Annotated in this window: 11 protein-coding genes and 1 other RNA gene; 3 read left to right on the top strand and 9 right to left on the bottom strand. The window is 56.5% G+C overall.

What is annotated here, in order from left to right; translation table 11 throughout:
* Nucleotides 1-2 precede the first annotated feature (2 nt).
* Nucleotides 3-674, top strand: coding sequence for a DUF2290 domain-containing protein (locus MUU51_RS00895; protein ID WP_050291500.1), 672 nt, complete (start codon nt 3-5; stop codon nt 672-674).
* A 451-nt stretch (nt 675-1125) separates the two neighbouring features.
* Here MUU51_RS00895 and MUU51_RS00890 read toward each other — a convergent pair whose 3' ends face one another.
* The 7 genes from MUU51_RS00890 to smpB form a co-directional block, all read right to left on the bottom strand.
* Nucleotides 1126-2367: an integrase gene (locus MUU51_RS00890; RefSeq protein WP_258966901.1), complete on the bottom strand. Its 1242-nt coding sequence runs from the start codon at nt 2365-2367 to the stop codon at nt 1126-1128.
* A 204-nt stretch (nt 2368-2571) separates the two neighbouring features.
* Nucleotides 2572-2934, bottom strand: a transfer-messenger RNA (tmRNA) gene (ssrA, locus tag MUU51_RS00885).
* 70 nt (nt 2935-3004) lie between these two features.
* On the bottom strand, nt 3005-4168 hold the full coding sequence (locus MUU51_RS00880) for an HlyD family type I secretion periplasmic adaptor subunit (protein WP_159775852.1): 1164 nt from the start codon (nt 4166-4168) through the stop codon (nt 3005-3007).
* Nucleotides 4169-4175: 7 nt separating this feature from the next.
* Entirely contained in the window at nt 4176-6368 is a 2193-nt protein-coding gene (locus tag MUU51_RS00875) for a type I secretion system permease/ATPase (protein WP_258966900.1), read from the bottom strand.
* Complete coding sequence (locus MUU51_RS00870) at nt 6365-7774, bottom strand: TolC family outer membrane protein (protein ID WP_258966899.1); 1410 nt, start codon at nt 7772-7774, stop codon at nt 6365-6367. The genes MUU51_RS00875 and MUU51_RS00870 overlap by 4 nt, the downstream gene beginning before the upstream one ends.
* A 75-nt stretch (nt 7775-7849) precedes the next feature.
* Nucleotides 7850-19408 (bottom strand): BapA/Bap/LapF family large adhesin, encoded by an 11559-nt coding sequence (locus MUU51_RS00865; protein WP_258966898.1) that lies wholly within the window; start codon nt 19406-19408, stop codon nt 7850-7852.
* Between the two features lie 779 nt (nt 19409-20187).
* The gene (smpB, locus tag MUU51_RS00860; RefSeq protein ID WP_110512046.1) at nt 20188-20670 is read right to left on the bottom strand and encodes an SsrA-binding protein SmpB; all 483 of its coding nucleotides are present in this window, start codon (nt 20668-20670) and stop codon (nt 20188-20190) included.
* Nucleotides 20671-20816: 146 nt separating this feature from the next.
* On the opposite strand from smpB, the gene MUU51_RS00855 reads away from it, so the two are divergent.
* Nucleotides 20817-21254 (top strand): type II toxin-antitoxin system RatA family toxin, encoded by a 438-nt coding sequence (locus MUU51_RS00855; protein WP_110512047.1) that lies wholly within the window; start codon nt 20817-20819, stop codon nt 21252-21254.
* Nucleotides 21244-21531 (top strand): RnfH family protein, encoded by a 288-nt coding sequence (locus MUU51_RS00850; RefSeq protein ID WP_159776941.1) that lies wholly within the window; start codon nt 21244-21246, stop codon nt 21529-21531. The genes MUU51_RS00855 and MUU51_RS00850 overlap by 11 nt, the downstream gene beginning before the upstream one ends.
* 42 nt (nt 21532-21573) lie before the next feature.
* Here the strand turns inward: MUU51_RS00850 and bamE are convergent, their stop codons facing one another.
* Together bamE and recN are read right to left on the bottom strand one after the other, a co-directional pair.
* The gene (gene bamE / locus MUU51_RS00845; RefSeq protein ID WP_125352754.1) at nt 21574-21918 is read right to left on the bottom strand and encodes an outer membrane protein assembly factor BamE; all 345 of its coding nucleotides are present in this window, start codon (nt 21916-21918) and stop codon (nt 21574-21576) included.
* A gap of 137 nt (nt 21919-22055) precedes the next feature.
* Entirely contained in the window at nt 22056-23717 is a 1662-nt protein-coding gene (gene recN / locus MUU51_RS00840; RefSeq protein WP_159776940.1) for a DNA repair protein RecN, read from the bottom strand.
* Nucleotides 23718-23734 lie beyond the last annotated feature (17 nt).

The raw sequence follows: 23734 nt of genomic DNA, 5'->3' as shown, positions 1-23734 counted from the left end.
AATTGAATTTCTCATTAGTGCAGCAAAGCTTAAACCATGTCGAAGCACTTTTAAAACCTGTAACTCAACAAAAATTAATAGAGCTCAAAGAAAGAGAGAAGGTCATAAGTTGGACAAATAGGAAGCCAGGAATTTACAATGAAGTCTATTACCCTATTGAATATCAATGTGTAATTGATGCAAGGCAGTACTCATTATTGCTTAGAGATGGCGATTTTTTTCAATTTTTTTATGAGTTTGATGCGAAAACTGGCAATCTGAAAAAAGCTAAGTTGGCTTTCTATCCCTCACCAATTGATTGTAGAAATTCGTTGGATGATCTCAATGAAGCCGCTGATTTTGCTTTTGACCATAATGAAGAACTCTATAATCATCTTGATAATTGGATTGCGCTATTGGAAATAAAAAACTATTTTCCAGCAAATACGTCTCAAGTTAGATTTGATTATGATAGTGCGGTTACTACACATGAGAAAGCACATCTGCAGTTTAGTAGTGTAAATAAACTTAGACTTCCGGCTGACTTTTTTCCTTTGCCATATGCATTTGTATTAATGGTTTCTGATCTTATTAATGGATGCTCAAAGATAGACGCTAGACATATAAGCTTTACTAAGAGAAACAGCCTAAAATCGAACGTTTCTAATAGAATTATAACCTTGAAATCACAGTGAAATAACAAGCCTCTTTTATAAAGATATAAGAGGCTTGTTATTATTTGGCTGAATCTGATCACTGTCGAGAATTGATTGATTTTTGTGATTATTTATTTCATTCTGAGTTCATTGCCGATTTCATATGTATGTATTTTGTATCGTCTTATCTTGGCTCATTAAGTCTAGCATCACACAATGCTTTTCATGAAATCATCTTACCTATTAACCATATTATCACCGGTTAAACATTTTTCGCATTTTCAGCTGGTAGCTCTATGTGTATAAACGCTATTAATCTCATACTCGTTGGTTTAATATTAACTTTGAACTTCTGGAGTTCAGAATCACCAATCCTAATATTACTACTAAATGGCTTCGCCTAATAACGCGACACCCGCCGTTTACTGACTGGTGGCTTAACCTGCAAGGGCTGGCTGAAAGTGGAGCACTATTCCACGCAGCTATTTAGTCACCCAACTAGCTTCATTCCTTTCATCCCACCTTCAATCATGCTTCCACGATCCGCAGCCATCACAAAATCAGCCCACCACTGCATCATTGGCCGTCGCTGCTCAAGGTAATCGCTGCGGTTATAAGCGCGGCGAACCTCATTCTTATCCACGTGGGCCAATGCCGCTTCAATAACGTCAGGTGGAAAACCCTGTTCGTTAAGGGCTGTACTGGCGATAGAACGCAAACCGTGTGAAACGAGCACACCTCCAAAACCTGCACGTTTTAGCGACGCGTTAACGGTCTGGCTATTCATTGGCTGGTTGGGTTTGATACGGCTAGGGAATATAAATTCTCGGTTGCCGCTTAACGGCTTCATCATTTCCAGAACAGCCATTGCCTCATCTGATAAAGGAACGGTATGGTCACGGTTCATTTTCATTCGTGATGCGGGAATTTTCCATTCTCGCGCTTCCAGATCAACTTCATCCCAGTGAGCTTCAGCCGCTTCGGCAGGACGGGTGATAGTAAGAAGTTGCCACATGAATAGGCATCGTGTTGGTAGGATAATGTTGGCAGTACGCATGGTTTGCATGAGTTGCGGTAGCTGGTCTGGACGGATACTTGGCATGTTCTTTTTCTGAGGCTTCTCAAAGGCTTTGCCAATATTGACGCTAGGAACCGCATCAATTAGGCCAGTATTTTGAGCATAAACCATGACCTCATTGATTCGTTGGCACAGGCGACGGACGGTTTCCAGCGCTCCTCTGGCCTGAACCGGTTGAACGGCCTGAACCAGTGTATGAGCTTTAATATCTGTAATACTGATATCGCCAATCGCCGGTAAAACATCTCTCTCCAGCGAGCGCCAGATATCTTCTGCATAGTCCTCGGTCACACTGGCTTTCTTCACATTCCACCAACGTTCAGCAACGAGCTGGAAAGTATTGGTTTTAGCTTCAAGCGAACTGAGCAGCTGTTCTTGTTGATGCTCCTGAGGATCGATCTGTTTCGCCAGAAGAGAACGAGACTCTGCGCGATAGTTTCGGGCATCGGCAAGGGTAACTGAGGGGTAGGGGCCAATACTCTTCTTTGCACGTTTCTTGGTGACAGGGCGAATGTAGCGAAACTGCCAGATTTTACTGCCGCTTGATTTGATGAGTAGCTCAAGGCCATCGCCATCATAGAGAACGTAGTCCGCTTCCTTGGGCTTGGCGGATTCGATTTCTTTGACGGATAAAGGTTTGGTTTGTCTTGCCATTGCAGGGTTTCCATAGTTTTAGGCACCTCAAAAACAATAATGCTTTATGAGGTGCCTAACAAGGTGCCTAAAAGGTTCGGATTTAATTAGTTTACTTCAGACTTCCCGGGACAAATTGCAGGCACAAAAAAGCCCGCAGGGCTTGCGCCATGCGGGCTATTTAGACTTTATCGGATGACTCTGGTAATCATCGATTGAAGATTTTGGTGGAGCTGGGGGGATTTGAACCCCCGTCCGAAATTCCTACATCCTCGGTACTACATGCTTAGTCAGTCTTTACATTCGCCGGGCAGCTGCGGACAGACACGCCACTACCAGACTAGCCTGATTAGTTTTAGCGATTTCACCCCAGGCAGGATGTCCACGCGATCTCTTTTGGTTTTGACCTCTCTTGATCCCCGTCTTAAGAGCGGAAGCTAGGGAGAGAGGGCTCTTAGCAGGTTATTAAGCTGCTAAAGCGTAGTTTTCGTCGTTTGCGACTATTTTTTTGCGGCTTTTTACGAGGCAAACCGCCCCTCGGCATGCACCTTGGGTTTCGCAAATCCCGTCGAATCCAGAATCAGCCCCAATGTGTTCCAGTCAGTATAACAGACCTGCCAGGCTAAATACCACCGCTATAACCCGCGTAAACGCTCACTTATCGCTCACGCAGCGCCTCTTTCGCGCGGTTGAACGGTTTAATCAGGTAATCCATGACGGTTTTCTCGCCGGTTTTGATGTCGACGCTGGCGACCATCCCCGGTGATATCGAAAATTTGTGGCCGCGTTTGTTTACCAGATAGTCCTGATGGGTGCGGATAAATACCCGGTAATACACGATTTCTGGTTTTACTTTGTCCTGGATGGTGTCCGGCGAGATGGTCTCCACTGTGCCTTCGATGCCGCCGTAAATGGCGTAATCGTAGGCGGTGATTTTGACCAGCGCCCGCTGTCCGGGGTGGATAAACGCGATGTCGCGCGGCGAAAGTCGGGCTTCGATCAGCAGGTGATCGTCTACGGGGACTATCTCCATCATTTCACCGTTCGGCGGGATAACGCCGCCGATCGTCGTCACCTGGATATTTTTTACGATCCCACGCATCGGCGATCGCACCGTCATGCGGGTCACAGAATCTTCGCGCCCTTTGATGATCGACGAGAGCATATCCACTTCGGCATTGGCTTTCGACAACGCCTCGCGCGCCTGCACGTAATACTGCGAGCGCAGGTCGGTGATTTTCAGGCCGAGATCGCTTTTTTCCCGCTGCAACCGCAGCACTTCCACATGGCTTGCGGCACCGCTCCGTTCAAGGCGCTGGGTGATCGCCAGTTCTTTGTTGACGGAATTTAAGGCGTCCTGCAAATCCGCCTGAGAATCGGTGAGCTGCGCGCGGCGGGATTTATACAGCCGCGTTTCGGAGGCGATAAGGTCCGGCCAGGCTTTCAGTGAGTCGGGAAACTTGAGCGGCAGGTCATTCACTTCCGCATTCAGACGCACGCTGGAGGCCAGCGATGCGCGGTAGCGGGCGGCACTTTCGCCAACGTTAGATTCCGATCGCGTCGGGTCCAGCCGCGCCACCACCTGGCCCGCCTGTACTTTGTCGCCTTCGTGAACCATCAGTTCGGTGAGGATCCCGCCGTCGAGCGACTGTAAAACCTGTTCACGCGAGCTGGGGATCACCTTCCCGGTGCCGGTAGAGACTTCATCCAGTTGGCCAAACCACGCCCATACGGCGAGGATCAGAAACAGTACGGCGGAGAGCAGGACGATTTTACTGGCGCCGGAAAACTCGTTCTCCCGACGAATATCCAGATCGTCCATGGCGATGTCACGCTGATTGGTTTTCATTGTTCCACCCCCGTCCGCTGGCCGCCGCCGGAACCGGCGAACGGTTGTTGTTCATCGCCTGCGCTTTTGGCGCGTCCATCACCAGCTGGCCTTCTTTAAGCACCACTACGCGTTCCACCAGTTCCAGCATCGGCACGCGGTGAGTTGCGACAATCAGCGTCCGGTTGCCAAGCCAGTTACCCAGCCGCTGGATAAACTCGCGTTCGGTGTGTTCATCCAGCGACGCGCTTGGCTCGTCGAGCAGGACGATATTCGGCGAGCGCAGCAGCATACGCGCCAGCAAAATCGCCTGACGCTGACCGCCGGAAAGTCCGTTGCCGCCTTCCATTATCGGATGGTCCAGCCCCTTCGGCAGACGCTTAACGAAGCTGTCGGCGCCGCAAATTTCCAGCACTTCAAACACCGCTTCATCGCTGGCGTGCGGTGCGCCGAGGGTCAGGTTTTCGCGCAGCGTGCCGAAAAAAAGCCGCGCGTTCTGGCTGAGAAAACCGATGTTGCGCCGCAGGTCGGCCATGTCGATTTGCGAGATGCTGAGATTGTCAAGCCGCAGATCGCCGTTGACGATATCGACGCCGCCCGCCAGCGCTTGCAGCAGCGTGGATTTGCCCGCGCCGTTGCGCCCAAGCAGGGCCACGCGCTCGCCCGGCAGAATTTCGAGGCGTGAAATGCGCAGCGGCACGCGCTGATCTTCGTGGTGATAGCGGAAATGCGCGTTCTCAAACACGTAGTGACCGTGGAAAATCTCCTGATGCACCAGCGTTTCGTCGCGCTGCGTTTCAGTCGGCAGCTGCATGATGCTGTCGAGCCCGGTTTTCGCGGCTTTTACCTGCTGCCAGCGGGCCAGCACGCCGCACAGCCCGGCCATGGGCGCAATCATGCGCGAGGCCAGCATCGATGCGGCAACCACCGAACCGGTGGTCAGCGTGCCTTCAATCACCAGCGGCGCGCCGAATAAAATCACCGCCGCGTAGACCAGGCTTTGCACCGACATTCCCCAGCCAATCAGCCCCTGGGTCACTTTACGGGTGCGCAGCCCGGATTCACCGGTGATGCGGATGTAGCTGTTCCACTGCTGCAAAAAACGGTTCTCCGCCTGCATCAGTTTGATGTCTTCCAGCCCTTGCACGCTTTCCACCAGAACCGCGTTGCGCAGGGTCGATTCGTGCGCTGACTGGTTGGCGAGAACGGCGAGTTTTTTCTGTAGCAGCAGGCCGGGCAGCACCATCAATACCGCGGCAATCGGAGCAATCCATGACAGCTGCGGGGCGATTATCCCGAGCACAATGACGAACAGGAAAAAGAACGGCAGATCGACCAGTGTCGAGAGCGTGGATGAGGTGATCATTTCGCGGATCTGCTCCAGCTCGCGCAGCTGGGAAATGAAACTGCCGGTGGAGCGGGGCACCGCGCTGTTACGCAGCCGCAGAGCGTGGCTGAATACCCGGTCGGAAATTCGCATGTCGGCGCGTTTGCCGAGCACGTCCATGATGTGCGTGCGCGCTTCACGCAGCAGAAAACCAAAGATCACGGAAATCAGTACCCCGGTCGCCAGCACGTACAGCGTCGGGTAAGACTGCGCCGGGATCACCCGGTCATACACCTGCATCGAAAAGACGATCCCGGCGAGTGACAGCACGTTAACCAGAAACGCGGCGATCATCACCGGGATGTACGGGCGAAGATCCTGCAACACTAACCCTTTCATCCAGTCGGGGCTGAAGCGGGATACGTAGGCGTCGACGCGGCTGTCCTTGAGCGCCGACAGCGGGCGCAGGGCGGCGACGTATTTCACCGAGGATAACAATTTGCTGGCGACCACGCGGTTGCTTTCCCCGTCGTGGTCAATCATGAACACGTCGACCGCATCCTCGCCGTTGAAGTGCTCTATTACCGCCAGTTGACCGTCTTCAAGTTCCGCCACCACCGGCAGTCGCCATTGGCTGAACGCGTGTTCGTTGAGGGTGAGCTGATGGAACGACAGCCCAGCCTGACGCGAGAGCTGCGTCAGGGCAGGGGTGTGCGTTTTGCCTTTAAACCACGGGGCGTTGGACTGAATCGCACCAGGCGAACAAACCACCCGATAGTGGGCCGCTACGTGACCGATAGCCAGCGCCCAGTTGCTGAGGGCGCGGTCGCTTATGAGTTCTTCAACAGGAGGAGCGGCACGGGTCATGGCTGGATCTCCACGGACTGGATGCTGCGATTATTTAAGCCAAAAGCCTGGCGTATCGTGCCGGTGTTGTAGAGGCAGTCAAGCTGAAGCTGATGGAGTTGGCTTTGCGTTTGCAGCTCTGCAAAGCGTGCCTGATAAACTTCCTGTTCGGCGTTGAGCACATCCAATAATGGGCGAGAACCGAGGTCGAGATACTGCTGCTGATAGAGTTCGCGGGTGCGTTCGCTGAGCTGCTGTTGGCGGCCCAGAATTTGTAATGCGCTGGCAAGATTGAGCGACTGGCTGCGCGCTTCCAGCAGTTTCTGGCGCACGTCGAGCCGCGTGCGCTGAATGGTTGATTGCGCAGACTGGACCGCATGGCTGGCGGCATCACGTCGCGCCGTGAGGCCTCCGCCCTGATAAATCGGCATTTCGACTTTGACCCACGTCGAATACTGCGTTTTATCGAGCACTTCACTGCTGGGGTATTTGTCGTTGAGGTAATGCTGGACGGACGGCTCCAGCGAAATGGTCGGTGTCATTTGCGCATTGGCGTAATCCAGGTTTGCCTGCGCCGCGCTGGCCTGTGCCCAGGCCGCCAGCACCGACGGCACCAGGCGGTCTTCCGGTTTGGCCATCATGCAGCTTTGTTTAAGCTTGACCGGAAATTCCGTGCTGATCCCGTTAAGCGTATTCCAGCCGAGCATGGTCATTAACGTGGCCTGCGCACTGTCGAGATTGGCCTGATACTGCACCATTTGCGAACGCGCCGATTCGATACGGGCGTTGGTTTGCACCACGTCCGAAAGGGAGGTGGCCCCTTCGTCGTTGCGCTGTTGCGTAAGTTTGCCGATGCTGTTGAGCGCATCGAGTTGTTCTTTGGCGGCGTCGACCATTTGCTGCCAGGACTGCACCTGCACCATCGCTAACGCGGTATCGTGCGCCACGGTATCAATGCTCACCAGCACGTTGGCCTGTTCCTGCGCGGCCCCGGCCGTTTCGGCCCGGACCTGGCTCGAGACTTTGCCAAAGTCGTACAGCATCTGCGACAGAGACAGCACCAGCGACGGGCTGTAGCCGTTGTTGGTGTAGGTGTTGCTGTAACCATTGTTCATGCCCGCGGTCACCTGCGGGTAATATTTCGATTTGGCGACGTTAATCTGCTCGTTTTGCGTCAGCAGTTTCCCGATAGCCTCCCGAATAGCCGGGTGCCAGTTTACGGCGCGACTCACGGCGTGGCCCAACGTCAGCGTGCCGGGTGCGGCGGTACTCAGGGGAAGTTCAGCGGCGGAGCCATCGAGCGAAGGCAAACCCTGCTCGTTGGCCAGTCCTTCAGAACTGATGGATTGTGGCTCATCCTCGGCATACACCTGAATGGAACAGAGGTGGAATGCCAGCAATAATGCGACAGGCGCTCTTCTTCCCATATTGTATCCCTTTCAAAAATCACAGCATGTTTCTGTTATTGCCCCGGAAGCCGTGACCGCCGGGGCTGTTGTCGTCTAGCCGGTAATAATGTGGTTCTGCTGCATTAGCTCCGCGAGTGTGGTGTGAACACCGTCCAGGGTAATTAATGGGGTGGAGTTATAGGTGGAACCTGTGCCGTCACGGTCGACAGAAATCACCGTGTTAGCGCCGTTGGTGTTGACCTGCACGTAGTTCCCGAGCGTAGACGCCTGGTGATCCCAGCCGGTCAACAGTTCGCGCAGATCGATTTTGTCGCCCTGAGCGAGGTTGAAGTTGGTCCATTCGTCGCTACCGTTGCCCCCGGTCGCGCTGGCGCCGTTCAGCAGGTGGTAAATCAACGTATCGCCGTAGGCCGAGCCGGTCAGGACGTCATGCTGATCGGTGCTGGCCATCTGCGGATTCATGTTGATGGTCAGGGTTGCGGTATCGGTGTGACCATTTTTATCATTCAGGGTGTAAGTGAAGGTCTCCTTGCTGGTCATCGACGACAGCGCCACGCCGTTGTTCAGGGTGTAGGTGTAGGAACCATCAAGATTAAATTGCAATGCGCCGTACTTACCCAACACCGTAGCCGTGCTGGCACTGGCCGCCGGATCCAGCGTGGCGGTGCTACTGCCCGCGCCGGTAATACTCAGGGTGGTATGCACGCTCGCCAACTGATCGGCGGCCCCGGCGGCCTCGCTGCCGTCAAAGATATTGCCGTGCACCGAACTGCTGCCGCTGGTTTCAAAGATATCCAGATGTGAGGTGGTGCCGGTCAGGGTCGGGGTGATGGTGACGTTCCCGACCGCCAGCCCGCCGAGGTTACCGGTGAAGGAGATGGTGTAATGTCCTGCATCCAGCTCCAGCCCGGTGAGCGGCACGGTCACGCTCGCGGCGAGCAGGCCGAGCGAGTTGATCGGGGTAGTGCCGGATGCCAGCGTATTGCCGTTCTCAACGATCGACCAGGTGACGCTCAGCGCCCCGAGTGAGACCAGCGACGTAACATTGAAGGTCAGCGAGGCGTTCAGTAGCGCGTCATGGCCGGTGATATCAAAGCTGCCGCTGCCGGATCCTTTATTACCCAGGGTGGTGATGGTTGCCGACCCGAGCGATCCGTTGCTGTAGCCAATCGAATCCTGCACCGCAGTCACCGCCATCACGGCGCTGGAATCGTTCACTGCATCCAGCGCGTGCGGCGTTGGCGTGATGTTCAGCGACGCGCGGTCGGTATCGCCATTCGCCGCTTTCACGGTGTAGACGAAGCTGTCCGGCGTTTTGATGCTATCGGCCCCGACGCCGCTTTTCAGCGCGTAGCTGTAATTCCCTTTGGCATCAATGGTCAGCGTGCCGTACTGCCCGTTGATGGTGGTGGTGCCGGTGGCCGACACCGCCACGCCATTGACTTCGGTCAGCAGCGCCCCGGCAGGCAGCACATCGTTGCTCAGCACGTTCCCGGAGGTGCTGGCGGCGAGGCTGTCCACGGCATAGGTATGATCCTGCAATATGTTGAGGGTGTAACCGGTTAGCGCCGTGACGCCGCTGGCGGTATTCAACAAGAACACGTATTCGCCGCCCGGCAGCGTCAGGGTCAGCTGGCTCGACTGCCCGCCCAGCAGCGGCGCGTTCAGCCAGCCTCGTTGCACCTGATACTGTTCGTACTGCTGCGTCAGGTCGTTGAAGCGGTAGATGTACAGGTCAAAGGTCGATGCCAGCGCCACGCCGCCGACCGACGATTGCAGCGTCATGGTGCGGGTGCTGCCGTCTTCCACATCAAATCGGATCGGGTTGCTCATGTTGGCGAGCACGTCGAGGTTCAGCACGTTGCCCAAACCGACGCCCACTACCGTAAAGCCCGACTGCGACGACGCACCGTTGTTGATCGCTTCCACGTTGGTGTTGAACACCAGCGCGGCGCTGTCATCGGCAGTGACCACCGAACTGGCTGCCGGAACCGGGCCGAGCGTCACGACCAACTGTGCCGAATCGCTGACGCCGTTGTGGGTGATGGTGTAGGTGAAACTCTCCTTGTGCCCTAACACTGCCGCAGAGGTGTTCGTCAGGGTGTAGGTGTAACTCCCGTCCTGGTTGATGTGCAGCGTGCCGTACAGCCCGACGATATTCGCCCCGCCCGCGCCGACCGTGGTTACGACACCGTTGGCGTCGGTAACCTGCGTGACCATGGTACCGGTTGGGGCGACATCCAGCCCACCGGTGGTATCGCGGTCGGTGATGACATTGCCCGACTCTGTGGTTGGGCCGCTAACCGATCCGGCGCTGGTTTTATGCACGTCCACATCAAGACTGGTGTAAGACCCGGTCGCAAGCAGGCTCGAGTTGTAGGTCAGGACGCGATATTGCCCGCCAGTAAGGCCAGTCAGACTCAGCGTTACACCGCTGCCGGTGAGGGTCAGCAGGTTGGCGAAGTCTGGATTACTGGTGTTGATGAAGGTGGTCCACGAGCCGCTGGCGGTATCGAACCGCTGCACCACGATTTGCTGGGTGGAGAGCAGCGACAGCACGATCCCGGTGGCGGCGGCATCGATGATGACATCGCCGGAACCGCCGTCGGCGATGTTGAAGGTCACTTGCGCGGTGTCATTCCCCAATACCGATGCCACGTTCCCCAACGCGCCGACCAGCAGCAGGCCGTAGTCGGTCAGGTGCTCATTGGTGGTGGTTGCCGTGGAGGTCAGCGCCAGGTTAGTGATGTTATCCCCCGCCGACAGCGGCAGGTTTGGCGCGTTGACTGAGCTCTGACCGGAGGTGTTCCCCGCGACATCGGTGGCGGTGGCGGTTAGATGCTGGCCTTCAATCTGGCGAACCGGCAGGTTGAGGGTCCAGTTGCCATCGCTGCCCGCGGTGGCGGTCAGCGTGCCTGCATTATTCGGCAGGGTGATGGTGATGGTGCTGTTGGCTTCCGCCGTCCCGCTGAGGGTGCTGCCGTCTGCGCTGATGTTGATGCCCGGCGCCGATGGCGCAGTGGTATCAATGTTAATGCTGGTGGTTGACGAGGCCCCCCCCGTGCCGTTGGCGTTGGTTGCCGTGGCTGTAAAGGCGTGGCTGCCCTCGGTCATGTTGGCGGTTGGCGTGAAGCTCCAGGCGCCGCTGCCATTGGCGGTGGTGGTGCCGAGCAGGGTGCCGTTGTTGTAGATATTGACCGTCGCATTGGCCTGCGCCGTCCCGTTGAGGGTTGGCCGTGCGTCATTAGTCAATTGACCGTTGGCAATCACACCGGTGTAGCTGGCGACATCGTCCACCACGCTGGTGATGGTCGGCGCATCCGGCACGCGGGTATCTGGTGCGGTGAATGGCGTGGAGATCCCCACGTTACCCGCTCTATCCTGCGCAAAAGCCAGTAGCGCTTGACCACTGGTTTGAGCAGGCGAAATCGTGACGGTAAACGCGCCGGTACCGTCAGCGGTGGCCGTTCCTAAAACCGTGCCGGTGCTGCTGGTGATGGTCACGGTGCTGTTGGCTTCGGCGGTGCCGGTGATGCGCGTCCCGGTGCTGTTCGCAGCCAGGTTCGACGGTGCGCCAGGGGCGACGGTATCCACCACAATAGCCGCCGCCGTAGAGGTCCCGCTAAGGTTGCCCGCCGCATCGGTGGAAGTCACGGTGTAGCTGTGATTTCCCTGCGCGAGAGCCGCTGGTGGCGTCCAGGTCCAGGCCCCTGATGCATTGGCCGTCACGGTGGTGACCAGCGTGCCGTTGTCGTAAATCCTTACCGTGCTGTTAGCCTCCGCCGAACCGTTCAGCGTTGGCTGCGCATCGTTGGTTGGCTGGTTATTCCCCACCGCGCCCACGATATTCGGCACATCGTCCATGATGGTGGTGATAACCGGCGTTACAGGCGCAGTGGCATCGACCACTATCACAAAGCCGCTGGTGGCCGGGCTGATGTTGCCGCCCGCATCGGTGGCGGTGACGATCAGCGTGTGCGAGCCATCGGAAAGAGCTGTACCCGGCGTGAAACTCCAGGCGCCGCCGGTGGCGACGGTGGTGCCGAGCAGGGTTGTGCCGTCATAAATACTGACCGTGCTACCCGTTTCGGCAGTGCCAGCCAGCGTCGGTTTGTTGTCATTGGTGAGCTGGCCGTTGGTCAGTGTGCCCACCGCGCCGCCGGTGACGTCGTCGGTCACCGACTGCAAGATCGGTGCGACCGGAGCCGCTGTATCAATGGTTATAGCGAAGCCTGCCGATGATGGGCTGACGTTGCCTGCCGCGTCGGTGGATTTAGCGGTCAGCGTGTGTGGCCCATCGCCCAGCACTAAGGTGGTGACAATCCAGTTGCCGAGCGCATCCGCCGTGGTGGTCCCGACCAGCGTAGTGCCATCATAGATGTTGACCGTGGCACCGATTTCCGCCGTGCCACTCACGGTTGGCGTGTTGTCGTTGGTGGTCTGGCCGACCACAATAGGGCCAATTCCCGGGGTAACGTCATCGGCCAGAGAGGTGATGACTGGCGCCAGCGGCGCCAGTGAATCGACCACAAAGGTCACGCTGTTGGAGGCCAGGCTGATGTTGCCCGCTGCATCAGTGGCGGTGACCGTAAAGGTGTGGCTACCCTGCGCCAGCGCGCTGCCTGGGGTCCAGCTCCATGCGCCGTTACCGTCGGCGGTGACGGTGGTCACCAGATTACCGCCGTCATAAATTTTGACGGAGGCATTGGCTTCACTGGTGCCGCTGATCGCCGGACGGGTATCGTCGGTTACTGCCCCGGCAGCCAGGTTTCCGGTGACCGGGCCCTGATCGTCAAACACCGTGGTAATGATTGGTGTGCCCGGTGCGGCGACATCGATGGTAAAACTGCGCGCGTCTGATGCCGGCCCGGTATTCCCCGCCGCATCGGTCGCGGTAGCGGTGATGTTCCAGGTGCCGCTGGTCAGCGCGGTGGTTGGGGTAAAGGTCCAATTCCCCCCTGCATTAACGGTCGTGGTGCCGAGCACCGTTGTGCCGTTGTAGAGCGTAATGGTCGAGCCTGCTTCCCCGGTCCCACTGATGGCCGGATGGGTTTCGTTGGTGCTGCCGCCGTTCGGGACGACGCCAATCACTGGGGCAGTGTTATCCGCCACCGAAGTGATAACCGGGGCGCCAGGTGCGCTGGCATCAACGTTAACGGTGAAGCCCCCGGTACTGGCGCTGATGTTACCCGCCGGATCGGTCTGGCTGACGGTCAGTTGATGTATTCCATTGGTCAGCGGCGTGGTTGGCGTCACGCTCCACGCCCCCGTGCCATCCACCGTGCCGCTGCCGACCAGCACGCCGTCGGAGAAGACTTTGATCGTCGCGCCGACTTCACCACGCCCGTTGAGGGTTGGGGTGGTGTCGTTGGTCAGCTGGCCGTTAACCAGCGCCCCGGTGAGGCCCGGCTGATCGTCGGTGACGGTCAGTAACGTCGGGATGGCCGGTGGTGCGGTGTCGATAACAATGGGGTACGCGGCAGAAGGTACGCTGGTGTTGCCCGCCGGATCGGTGGCGGTGACGGTCAGGTTGTGATTGCCTTCGGTCAGCACGGTCGGCGATGGTAGGTTCCAGTTGCCTGACTCGTCGACTACGGCGGTGCCCAGCACATTGCCGTTGTCGTATACGGTAATGGTGCTGCCGATTTCGCCGGTGCCGCTCAACAACGGCTGCGTATCGTTGGTCGGCTGACCCGGATTGATTGCCACTGGTAGCGTGCCATTGTCGTTCGTCACCGAGCCGATCGTCGGGATGTTCGGGGCAATCGCATCAATATTGAGCGTGAAGATCCCGGAAGCTGGCCCGGTGTTTCCGGCGGCATCCGTCGCGGTGACCGTGAAGTCATGCGAAATGCTCGTGAGATCGCTCGTTGGCGTAAAGCTCCAGGTACCGGTGCCGTTCACAGTAGCGGTGCCAATTTCCACGCCGTTATCGTAAACGGTGATGGTGGCGTTCGGTTCACCGCTCCCGTTCAGCGTTGGGCGCGCATCGTTGGTCAACTGACCGCTGCCAATGGTGCCCACGGTGGCCGCAACGTCGTCCGTCGCGTTGCTGATGGTCGGTGCCAGCGGCTCGGTTAAATCGACGGTAATGGTCGTTGGCGCAGAAAGCCCGCCGGTGCCCTGGCCGTTAGTGGCCGAGACCGTAAAGCTGTACGACCCCTCCAGCAAGTCGGCAGGGAGGGTGAAGCTCCAGTTACCGCTGCCGTTCGCGACAACGCTGCCTGCTTCAATCGGATTGCCGTCGATGTAAATGTGCACGGTGGCGTTGGCATCGGCGGTGCCGTTCAGGGTTGGCGTGGTGTCGTCGGTGCTGCCGCCAGCGGCGATCGCACCGATTACAGGATCGACGTTATCGAGGATCTCGGTGATCACCGGCACATCCGGCAGGCCGGAGTTGGAGGCGGTGAAATCAATCCCATCACTCTGATTACCCGCCCGGTCCTGATCGATGGCGGTCAGCGTTTGTCCCGCAGTTTGTGCCGGAGAGAGGGTAACGCTGAAGTTACCGCCTGCATCCGCTGCACCTTGACCAATCACCTCTCCTGCTGCGTTCTCGATGATGACCGTCGAGTTGGCTTCTGCCGTGCCGGTCACGGTGGTACCGTCGGGTGAAACCAGATCAACGATAGGATCGGCAGGGGGAGCAATATCCACCGTGATCACAATCGGTGCGGTGGGGGCCGTTTCCTCGGCCCCGTCTCGGGTAGTAAAGGTAAAGCTGTGCTGCGTCTCCGTCAGCGGATCGACCGTCAGCGTCGGGGTCGGGAACGACCATTGCCCGTTGCTGACAACTGCCGTACCCAATTCGACGCCGTTATCGTAGATCACCACCGTGGTGTCATTCTGACCGGTTCCGGATATCACCAGCGTCTGGTCGTTAGTGAACATTCCGTTGGTGAGATCGCCCTGGATCGGGTCAAAATCATCGATAATGCGCTCCACGACTGGCGGCAGCAGCACCGCCGTGTCGACGGTCAAAGTGAACGAGTTTGATGTACCGCTCGGGTTGCCCGCTTTGTCGGTCGCCACCGCCGTGAAGGTGTAGGTGTTGTCCGTCAGCGTGCCGAGCGCCACAGACCAGTTGCCGGTGCCATCCGTCACGGCGGTCCCCACGAGGGTGGTGCCATTAAAGATGTTTACTGTGCTGCCGATCTCGGCGGTGCCGTGCAGCACCGGCGTGTTGTCATCCGTAACACCGCCGGTCGTGACCTGGACAGGCAGGCCGACGTCATCCTCGGCATAGCTGATAACCGGTGCGGCCGGTGCCTCGGTATCAATGGTGAAGCTGACCGACGGAGAATGCGCACTGGTATTACCCGCAATATCGGTGGCGGTGGTGCTAATGGAGTAACTTGGGAGCGGTAGAGGGGAACCAGGCGTCCAACTCCAGTTGCCGCTCTCGTTGACAAGAGCAGTACCCATGATATCCGTGCCGTTGTATATCGTGATGGTGCTGCCCACTTCACCCGTTCCGCTGAAAGTGGGGGTCGTGTCGTTGGTTGAACCGTTATCGGCAATGTTTCCGACCACCGGCAAGACATTATCCGTGACCAATGGGGCGGAGGGGATACCGGGGGCGGTGAGATCAATTTGCACCGAGAAGCCGTTGGAGATAGGGCTGATGTTTCCCGCCGCGTCGGTGGCGGTGGCGGTGATGACATGCAGCCCTTCGGTCAGGGCGGTGCCCGGTAAATAGCTCCACGCGCCGTTGCCGTCGGTCGGCACCGTCGCCAGGAACGCGCCGTTGTTGTAAAGCGTGACGGAAGAATTCGGTTCGGCGTTACCGCTCAGCAACGGTTCCGTCTCCTTGGTCACGCTGCCGTTCGCCAGCACAATATTGCCGTTGCTGCCTTCAATGGTGGCCGACACGATAACCGGTGCGTCCGGAGCCGTGGCATCGATATCCAGCGTAAAGCTGGCAGGGGTGCTCTCATTTCCTGCGTCATCGGTGGCGGTGGCGGTCAGAAGATGCGATTTATTGTCCGCCAGCGGCAGCGTTGGCGTGAATTCCCATTTGCCGTCACCGCCCACCGTGGTCTGTCCGATGGCGGTGCCATTGTCGTAAATCGTGATGATGGAATCCACGTCGCCAGTACCGGTGATATGCGGTTGAGTTTCGTTGGTCAGCGCTCCCGGATCGATTGGCGCGCCACCTGCAGTGGTCAGGCCGGTAAAGCCGGGCTCGGCGGGTGCCTCGGTATCAAGTTTGAAGGTCCAGGCTGCCGAATCGTCGGAGGTATTGCCGTAGTCGTCGCTGGCGTTGACGGTCAGTGAATGATCGGTGCCCGTCAGCGGTGTCGTATCCGGTACGGTGTAGCTCCAGGTGCCGGATGGGGTCACGGTGACACTGGCGAGCAAAAGACCATTATCGAACAGATGGATAATCGATCCTGGCTGGCCGGTGCCGCTGATGGTTGGGGTGTTGTCGTTGGTCAGGCCGGTGTTTGCAATAGGGCCGAGAATACCGGGTGCATCGTCATTCACCAGCGTGATAGTCGGAACCTGTGGCGCGACGGTATCGACCAGAATGTTGAACGGCGCTGAACTGCTGGCGTTACCGGCTGCGTCGGTGGATGTAACGATAAACTGATGGCTGCCTTCAGACAGCGGGCTGTCAGGGGTAAAGCTCCAGTTGCCGCTACCGTCGATGATGGCCCTGCCAAGCAGATTGCCGTTCTCATAGACGCTGACCGTCGAGCCTGCTTCGGCTTTACCCGAGAGTGTTGGCTGCGAATCGTTGGTGGTGTCTCCGCTATTGAGTGCGCCGACTATCCCCGGCGCGTCGTCCATCACTTGCAGAATGGTTGGTGTCTCCGGGGCGGTGATGTCTGGCGCATGAGCAATACCCGGCAGGCTGGTATTGTTCGACATATCGGTAGCCGTCACCGACAGGGTTTCGCCGTTATCTTGCGCCGGGGAGAGCGGCAGGGTGAAGTGGCCCGTCGGGTCCGCTTTCACGGTGCCCACCACGTTGCCATCCGGATCTTTCACAATCACCGTGCTACCCGCTTCGGCTTTCCCTGTTAACTGGGTCCCGGTCTCGTTCACCACCAGGGCAGATGGCGCATCCGGCGCGGTGGTATCCGGGGCCACTACGCTCGCAGGCAGGCTTGGGTTATTCGCCGCGTCGGTGGCGATGGCCAGCAAACCCTCACCGTTGAGCTGTGGCGTGTCCAGCGTCGCGACAAAGTTTCCTGCGTCGTTGGTGGTTCCGGTGCCGATAACGTTGTTATTCCCATCGGTAATGGTGATGGTGCTTTTCGGCTCGGCCTGGCCGGTTACATGCAGGCCGTCCGGCGTGACCAGCAGACCGGTCGGCGGATTCGGCGCGGTGGTATCCGGCGCCTTGAATGTTTCAGACGCGCCGATGTTAGCGGCTTTGTCGGTCACGCTAACCGTCAGCGATTCACCGTTAGTTTTTGGCGTGCTCAGCGTGATGGAGAATTTACCGTCCTGATCGGCGGTGGCGGTCCCGAGCGGGTTGCCTAAGCTGTCTTTCACCACCACTGTGCTGCCCGCTTCGGTCATGCCAGTCAGCATCTGGCCCTGATTGATTACCGCCAGATCGCTCAACGTTGGCAGCACGGTATCGATATCAACCGTGAATGAGGTCGACGGACCGCTGGTGCCCTCGTTGTTGGTGGCGGTGGCGGTAAAGACGTGATCGCCATCCGTCAGCGGCAGCAGGGGGGTAAAGGTCCAGTTGCCATTACCATCGGCAGTCACGGATGGAATTAGCAGAATGCCGTTATCGCTGATGTTGATGGTAGTGTTCGGTTCGGCTGTGCCGGTCAGCGTTGGCGTATTGTCGTTGGTGTCTCCGCCGCTGGCGACATTGCCAGTGGACGGCGCGAAATCATCGGTGACGCTGACGATAATCGGCTGAACCGGGAAGCCGGAATCTGAGGCGGTGAAGTCGGTTGGCTGTCCGACGTTCCCGGCCGCATCCTGAATGCGCGCTTCCAGCGACTGGCCTTGCGTTTGTGCCGGGTTGAGCGTGACGGTGAATTCACCGTTGCCACTCACCACAACCGATCCCAGCAGCACGTTATTATCGTCATAAATCGATACCGTACTGCCCGCTTCTGCGGTACCGGTAACGGTCGCACCGTTTTCCGCCACGTCGGTAATCTGGGCAGGGGCCGGCGGTGTCGTATCTACAGTAAACGTGGGTGAAGTCGTATTCTCGCTGACGTTCCCGGCTAAATCGGTTTGGGTAATGGTGAGGGTGTGCGGCCCATCAGCCAGCGGCTGCGAGGGCGTAAAGCTCCAGTTGCCGCTGGAATCCACGGTGGTGGTGCCCAGTTTGGTTTGTCCATCGTAGACCGTGATGGTGTCGCCCACTTCACCCCTACCGTTGAGCGTAGGTCTGGCGTCATCGGTCACGGATTTGTCTTGCAACGGACCGACAATCGTCTGGACATCGTCGGTGACGGCAGAAAGTTGTGGCGCATCCGGTGCCTGGGTATCGATGGTCAACGTAAAGTGTGTGGACTCCAGGCTGTGACCCTTCAGATTGAAGGCAATTGCGGTGAAGGAATGGGCGCCTTCAGCTAATGGGGAATTGATGGAGAAGCTCCATGTGCCATCGCTGCCTACCACGGCGGTGCCAATCTGGTGGGCGTCCTGGAAAATATGGATTACGCTTCCTGCGGTACCGATGCCTTTCAGTATCGGAGTACTGTCATTCGTGTACTGATTGTTGCTGAGGGTAGTTGGCAATAAGCCATGATCGTCAACCGCGCTGAGGATCACCGGCGTTTCGGGCAGATCGACGTTAGGGGCCGTGACGACCGCCCCCGGACCCGCGTTGCCTGCCTTATCGGTGGCGTTAACGGTCAGCTGTTCACCGCTGATCTGCGGATTGTCGAGCGTAATGCTGAAATGCCCGTCGCTGTCAGCAGTGCCTTTGCCGATGACCTTCCCATTCGCATCTTTAACTTCAACGGCGCTGCCCGGCTCGGCGTTACCGGTTAATGTTGTGCCGTCTGGCGATACGCCCAGATTGGTTGGCGCTGCAGGTGGCGTGGTATCTGGATTGCCGTTCCCGTTTCCATTGTCGTTGTTTCCGTTCCCGCTTCCATCTCCACTTCCACTTCCACTTCCACTTCCACTTCCACTTCCACTTCCACTTCCATTTCCATTTCCATTTCCATTTCCATTTCCATTTCCGTTATTGCCATTGCCGCCATTACCACTGCCAGAATTGTCGTCGGAACCACCGCCACCACCACCACCGCCACCTGCTGCGATACCAATCCCTGCAGCAACGGCGACGCCGCCCAGAACCCAGGGCCAAATGGCACCGCCGTCGGAATCGCCCTCGGCCACCATAAAGGCGTCAAAATTATCGATTTGCTGGAAATGCAGATCGGCACCGGTGTCCTGAACCCACCAGAGGGCACCGTGGTTGTCTTCAAGAACAAGGTGGTTTGCGCCCTGCGCGTTCTCAACATAAAAATTGCGGACGGTGAAGGTCTCGCCCGTGTTGAGCTTGATGACCATATCCTGGCCAGAGCGAGTGATAGAGGCGATATCCGAGCGCTCGAGCTGAAGCTTCACAATGGATGGCGCCGTGAGGGTTACTTCAGAGGCTTGAACAGTGCTGGAGACGCCAGTCAATTCGGAAATAATAGTAACAGGACGCATGGTTATCACTCCATTCAACGATAGTGGTGGTACCGTTTTTACAAACAAGGTTTCGACGCCGCACGATAAAACGTATTCCCGCAGTTAATGCCTTAAATGAATTACTCCTTATCCTAAATTTTTAGCGAGCAAGTCCATTGCTATTAAAAGCAGTGAATAATTAAATTGTGCGGCAGGTCTGACGTGAATTGTCCTGAGACGAAAGCCCCTGTTTTTTATCGGCTTAATATTGCTGTGTGTACTGATCATGATATAGACAGAAACGAAAGAATGCGCAAATTAAGCAACGGTTAACTTTGCTTTAGTAAAAATGAACTTTTAGTACCTGAGATGTCGAGTTGGCGGGTCTATTTGAGGAGGGTGAATGCGTGCGGCGTGGGGTGGTTTTGTTTTAACTTGTTGAAATGTTGATGGTGTTACTGCATAAAAGGAAGTTGTTTCTGAGAGGCGGTCAGGGGTAATGGTTATCAGTTCTTATGTGTTGAACGAAGGTTTTGCGAGAGAAATGCCCCATTATTGTTTTAAATATTCCCTTCATATGCGATCCCGGTCCCTTTACACGAGACCGTGAATAATAGCGTTAATTAAGCTACCATAAGGACTACATGATATATCATGAAGATTCTAATGATATTAATGATCGGGTTAATTATTTTTTGATGAGTAATTGTATTTCGGCTTTAATTAATTGTTAGCGAGGGAATGAATGGTGGTGCCAGACGTAAAAAAGTCCCGTTAGCGTTATTCCACGCTTTCGGGACCGTTTCAGATGAAAGGAATTAGCGCCCAGCGTGTTTCATAATGCGCGCTTTATCACGCGCCCATTCCTGATCTTTCAGGTCGGAGCGTTTGTCGTGCTGTTTCTTACCTTTCGCTACACCGATTTTGACTTTACACCAGGCATTCTTCCAGTAGAGGGAGAGTGCAAGCACGGTGTAACCGTCGCGGTTAATCTGGCCGATGAGGGAATCCAGCTCGCGCTGATTCAGCAGCAGTTTACGGGTACGGGTAGGATCGCAGACGTAGTGGCTTGACGCGACGGCCAGCGGCGTGAAGTTGGCACCAAACAGATAGGCTTCACCGTCACGCAGGATAACGTAGCTGTCGCTAATGTTGGCTTTACCTGCACGCAGAGATTTGACTTCCCAGCCCTGTAGGGCCAGTCCCGCTTCATACTCATCTTCGATAAAATATTCGTGGCGGGCGCGTTTATTCAGCGCGATAGTGGCTGATCCAGGTTTGTTAGATTTTTTCTTAGTCATAGTGTCCTGAAGTCATCTTTTCTGTACATTGCCTCAATCCTCCCGCGAGGCGCAATGGCGTATCTTAGCACGAGTTACGGCACAGCGTTTTTTTTAACAGGGGATAAATGATATTATTTGCGCGATGACAGTGAGTGGAAATAGCCATGCCCCAGATTAGTCGTACTGCGCTCGTGCCTTACAGCGCGGAACAGATGTACCAACTTGTGAACGATGTAGATGCGTATCCTGACTTTATCCCTGGTTGCACCGGGAGTCGTGTGCTGGAGGCCGGGCCGTCGCAGATGACGGCGGCTGTTGACGTATCGAAAGCGGGTATCAGTAAAACCTTCACCACCCGAAATACGCTGACCGATAACCAAAGCATTTTGATGCATCTGGTTGACGGCCCGTTCAAGAAATTGATCGGGGGCTGGAAGTTCACGCCGCTCAGCCAGGATGCGTGCAAAATCGAGTTTCACCTGGATTTTGAGTTCACCAATATGCTGATTGAAATGGCGTTTGGCCGCATCTTTAAAGAGCTGGCCTCCAATATGGTGCAGGCTTTCACGCTGCGCGCCAAAGAGGTTTACAGTGTCGGCTAAACTCACGGTAGAAGTGGTTTACGCTCTGCCGGAAAAACAGTACCTGCATAAGGTCTCGCTGGAAGAGGGCGCGACCGTTGAACAGGCAATTGTTGCCAGCGGCTTAATGCGGCTGCGTCCGGAAATCGACCTCACCAGCAACAAAGTGGGGATCTGGAGTCGGGCGGTTAAATTGCAAGACGCGGTACACGATGGCGACCGGGTAGAAATTTATCGCCCGTTGATTGCCGACCCGAAAGCACTGCGGCGTCAGCGCGCCGAGAAATCTGTAAAATAAAAAAGCGCTCAATGAGCGCTTTTTTTTTCGTCTACGACAGGCTTAGTTGCCTGATGTCAGAGCCGGTTTGTTGTCGATGTTGGTCAGTACACCGCTGGTGTTGAAAGTCAGGGTCAGCGTCTGCTGAGTCACTTTCTCGTGCCCAGGTTCCTGACGGAACACGTAGAACCAGGTATTTGTTCCGAACGGATCGGACATCATTGGGGTACCCAGAGCGTAGGCGACCTGCTGTTGTGTCATGCCGACACGAATTTTTGCGACGTCGTTAGGTGCCAGATAGTTACCCTGGTTGATGTCAGGACGGTAAACCACTCGCTCCAGAGTGGAACAGCCTGCGGTCAACATCAGAGCAACCGCTGCGGCAGCAGTCAGCATTTTACAGCGCATAGTGATTTGATTCCTTTTCGGGCCCGAGCAGTTCACGGCTCAATTGTCATATGCCGATGATAATAGACCTTGCCTTACATTGAAACTGGTCTTACGGCGTTTTGTTGTTGTCTATGACCCTGAGTTACCGAAAAAGTTTATGCCGCCAGCAACTCTTTGGCGTTCGCCAGCGTGTTGCGAGTCACCTCGCTGCCACCGAGTAGACGGGCCAGCTCCTGCAAACGCGCGCGTTTATCGAGCGGCTGCATATGCGTTTCGGTCATTGCGCCGTCGGTTTCTTTGCTGACGTAGAAATGGTGGTGACCACAGCCCGCCACTTGCGGCAGGTGCGTGACGCACATTACCTGAGTCGATTCACCCAGCTGGCGCAGCAGTTTGCCGACGACCGCAGCGGTTGGGCCGCTGATACCCACATCGACTTCATCGAAAATCAGCGCCGGAGTTTCCATTTTACGGGCGGTGATCACCTGGATGGAGAGTGCGATACGGGAAAGCTCTCCGCCGGACGCGACTTTCGCAATCGGCTGTAATGGCTGGCCTGGGTTGGTTGTGACGCGAAACTCAATGCGGTCGGCCCCTTCGGCGGTCAGGTGGTTTGCTTCGAAACTGACATCAATCGCGAACAGCCCGTGCGGCATTGAAAGGGAGTGCATGCTGTCGGTAATCAGCCCGGCTAATTCCGTCGCGCTGGCCTGGCGTAATGCATGAAGCTGTTCTGCGGTTTCCAGCGCCTGCTGGTGGTGTTTGCTCACCGCAAGGCTCAGGGTTTCCGCAGAATCGGCCTGATCGTCCAGCTGCTGCTGTTCATCGAGCAGAGACTGATAAAACGCCGGGAGCTCTTCCGGGGTCACATTGTGTTTACGTGCCAGCGCAATCTGGCGTGAAATGCGCTGCTCAAGTTCAAACAGGCGGTTCGGATCGAGGTCGAGACGGTCACAGTAATGACGCAGTTCATCGCTGGCCTCGCTGAGCTGAATGGCCGCTTCTTCCAGCATGTCGAGCACGCCGGAAACTTTGCTGTCCATGGAGACCAGTTCGGTCACCAGCTGGCGCGCGCTGTACAGCTGGCTTAACAGGTTCGCGTCTTCGCCATCGGCCAGAATCGACATGGCATGCTGGCTGGTGCTGATCAGCTGCCCGCTGTTGGCGAGGCGCTTGTACTCTTCATCAATTTGCTCAAATTCACCCGCCAGCGGCTGGAACTCGTTCAGCTCTTTCAATTGATACTGAAGTAATTCCGCACGCGCGATGCGTTCGTGGCTAAGCTGCTGATGCTGCGCGAGGTCACGACAGCTCTGATGCCACTGACGGTATTGTTCCGCCATACGCAAGGTGAGCACTGACTCACCGGCGTAGCCGTCGAGCAGGGATTTTTGATGTTCGGGTTTCACCAGAAGCTGGTGCGCGTGCTGGCCATGAATTTGAATCAGCAACTGGCCGAGTTCGCGGAGCTGAGAAAGAGGGACGGCGGTGCCATTAATAAAACCGCGCGAACGGCCGTCGCTGCTGATTACCCGACGAAGTAAACACTCACGTCCGTCTTCTAGCTGGTTTTGCTCCAGCCAGCGTTGAGCCGCAGGCGTATCTTTCAGGACGAAGCGGGCACAGAGATCGGCGCGGGTAGCACCCGTGCGGACGATGTCGCCCTCGGCGCGGCCACCCAGGCACAACCCAAGGGCATCAATCGCAATAGATTTACCGGCACCGGTTTCGCCGGTGATGGCCGTCATTCCGCTGTGAAAATCGATTTCAAGCTCACGTACGATTGCAAAATTGCTGATGGTCAGTTGTGCCAGCATAGTCGTCTTCCTGTATG

Origin of the sequence: Scandinavium manionii (assembly GCF_024764775.1) — a bacterium.
Taxonomy (GTDB): Bacteria; Pseudomonadota; Gammaproteobacteria; order Enterobacterales; family Enterobacteriaceae; genus Scandinavium; species Scandinavium manionii.
The sequence above is the reverse complement of the archived record's forward strand: the minus strand, read 5'-3'. Positions and strand labels throughout refer to the sequence as shown.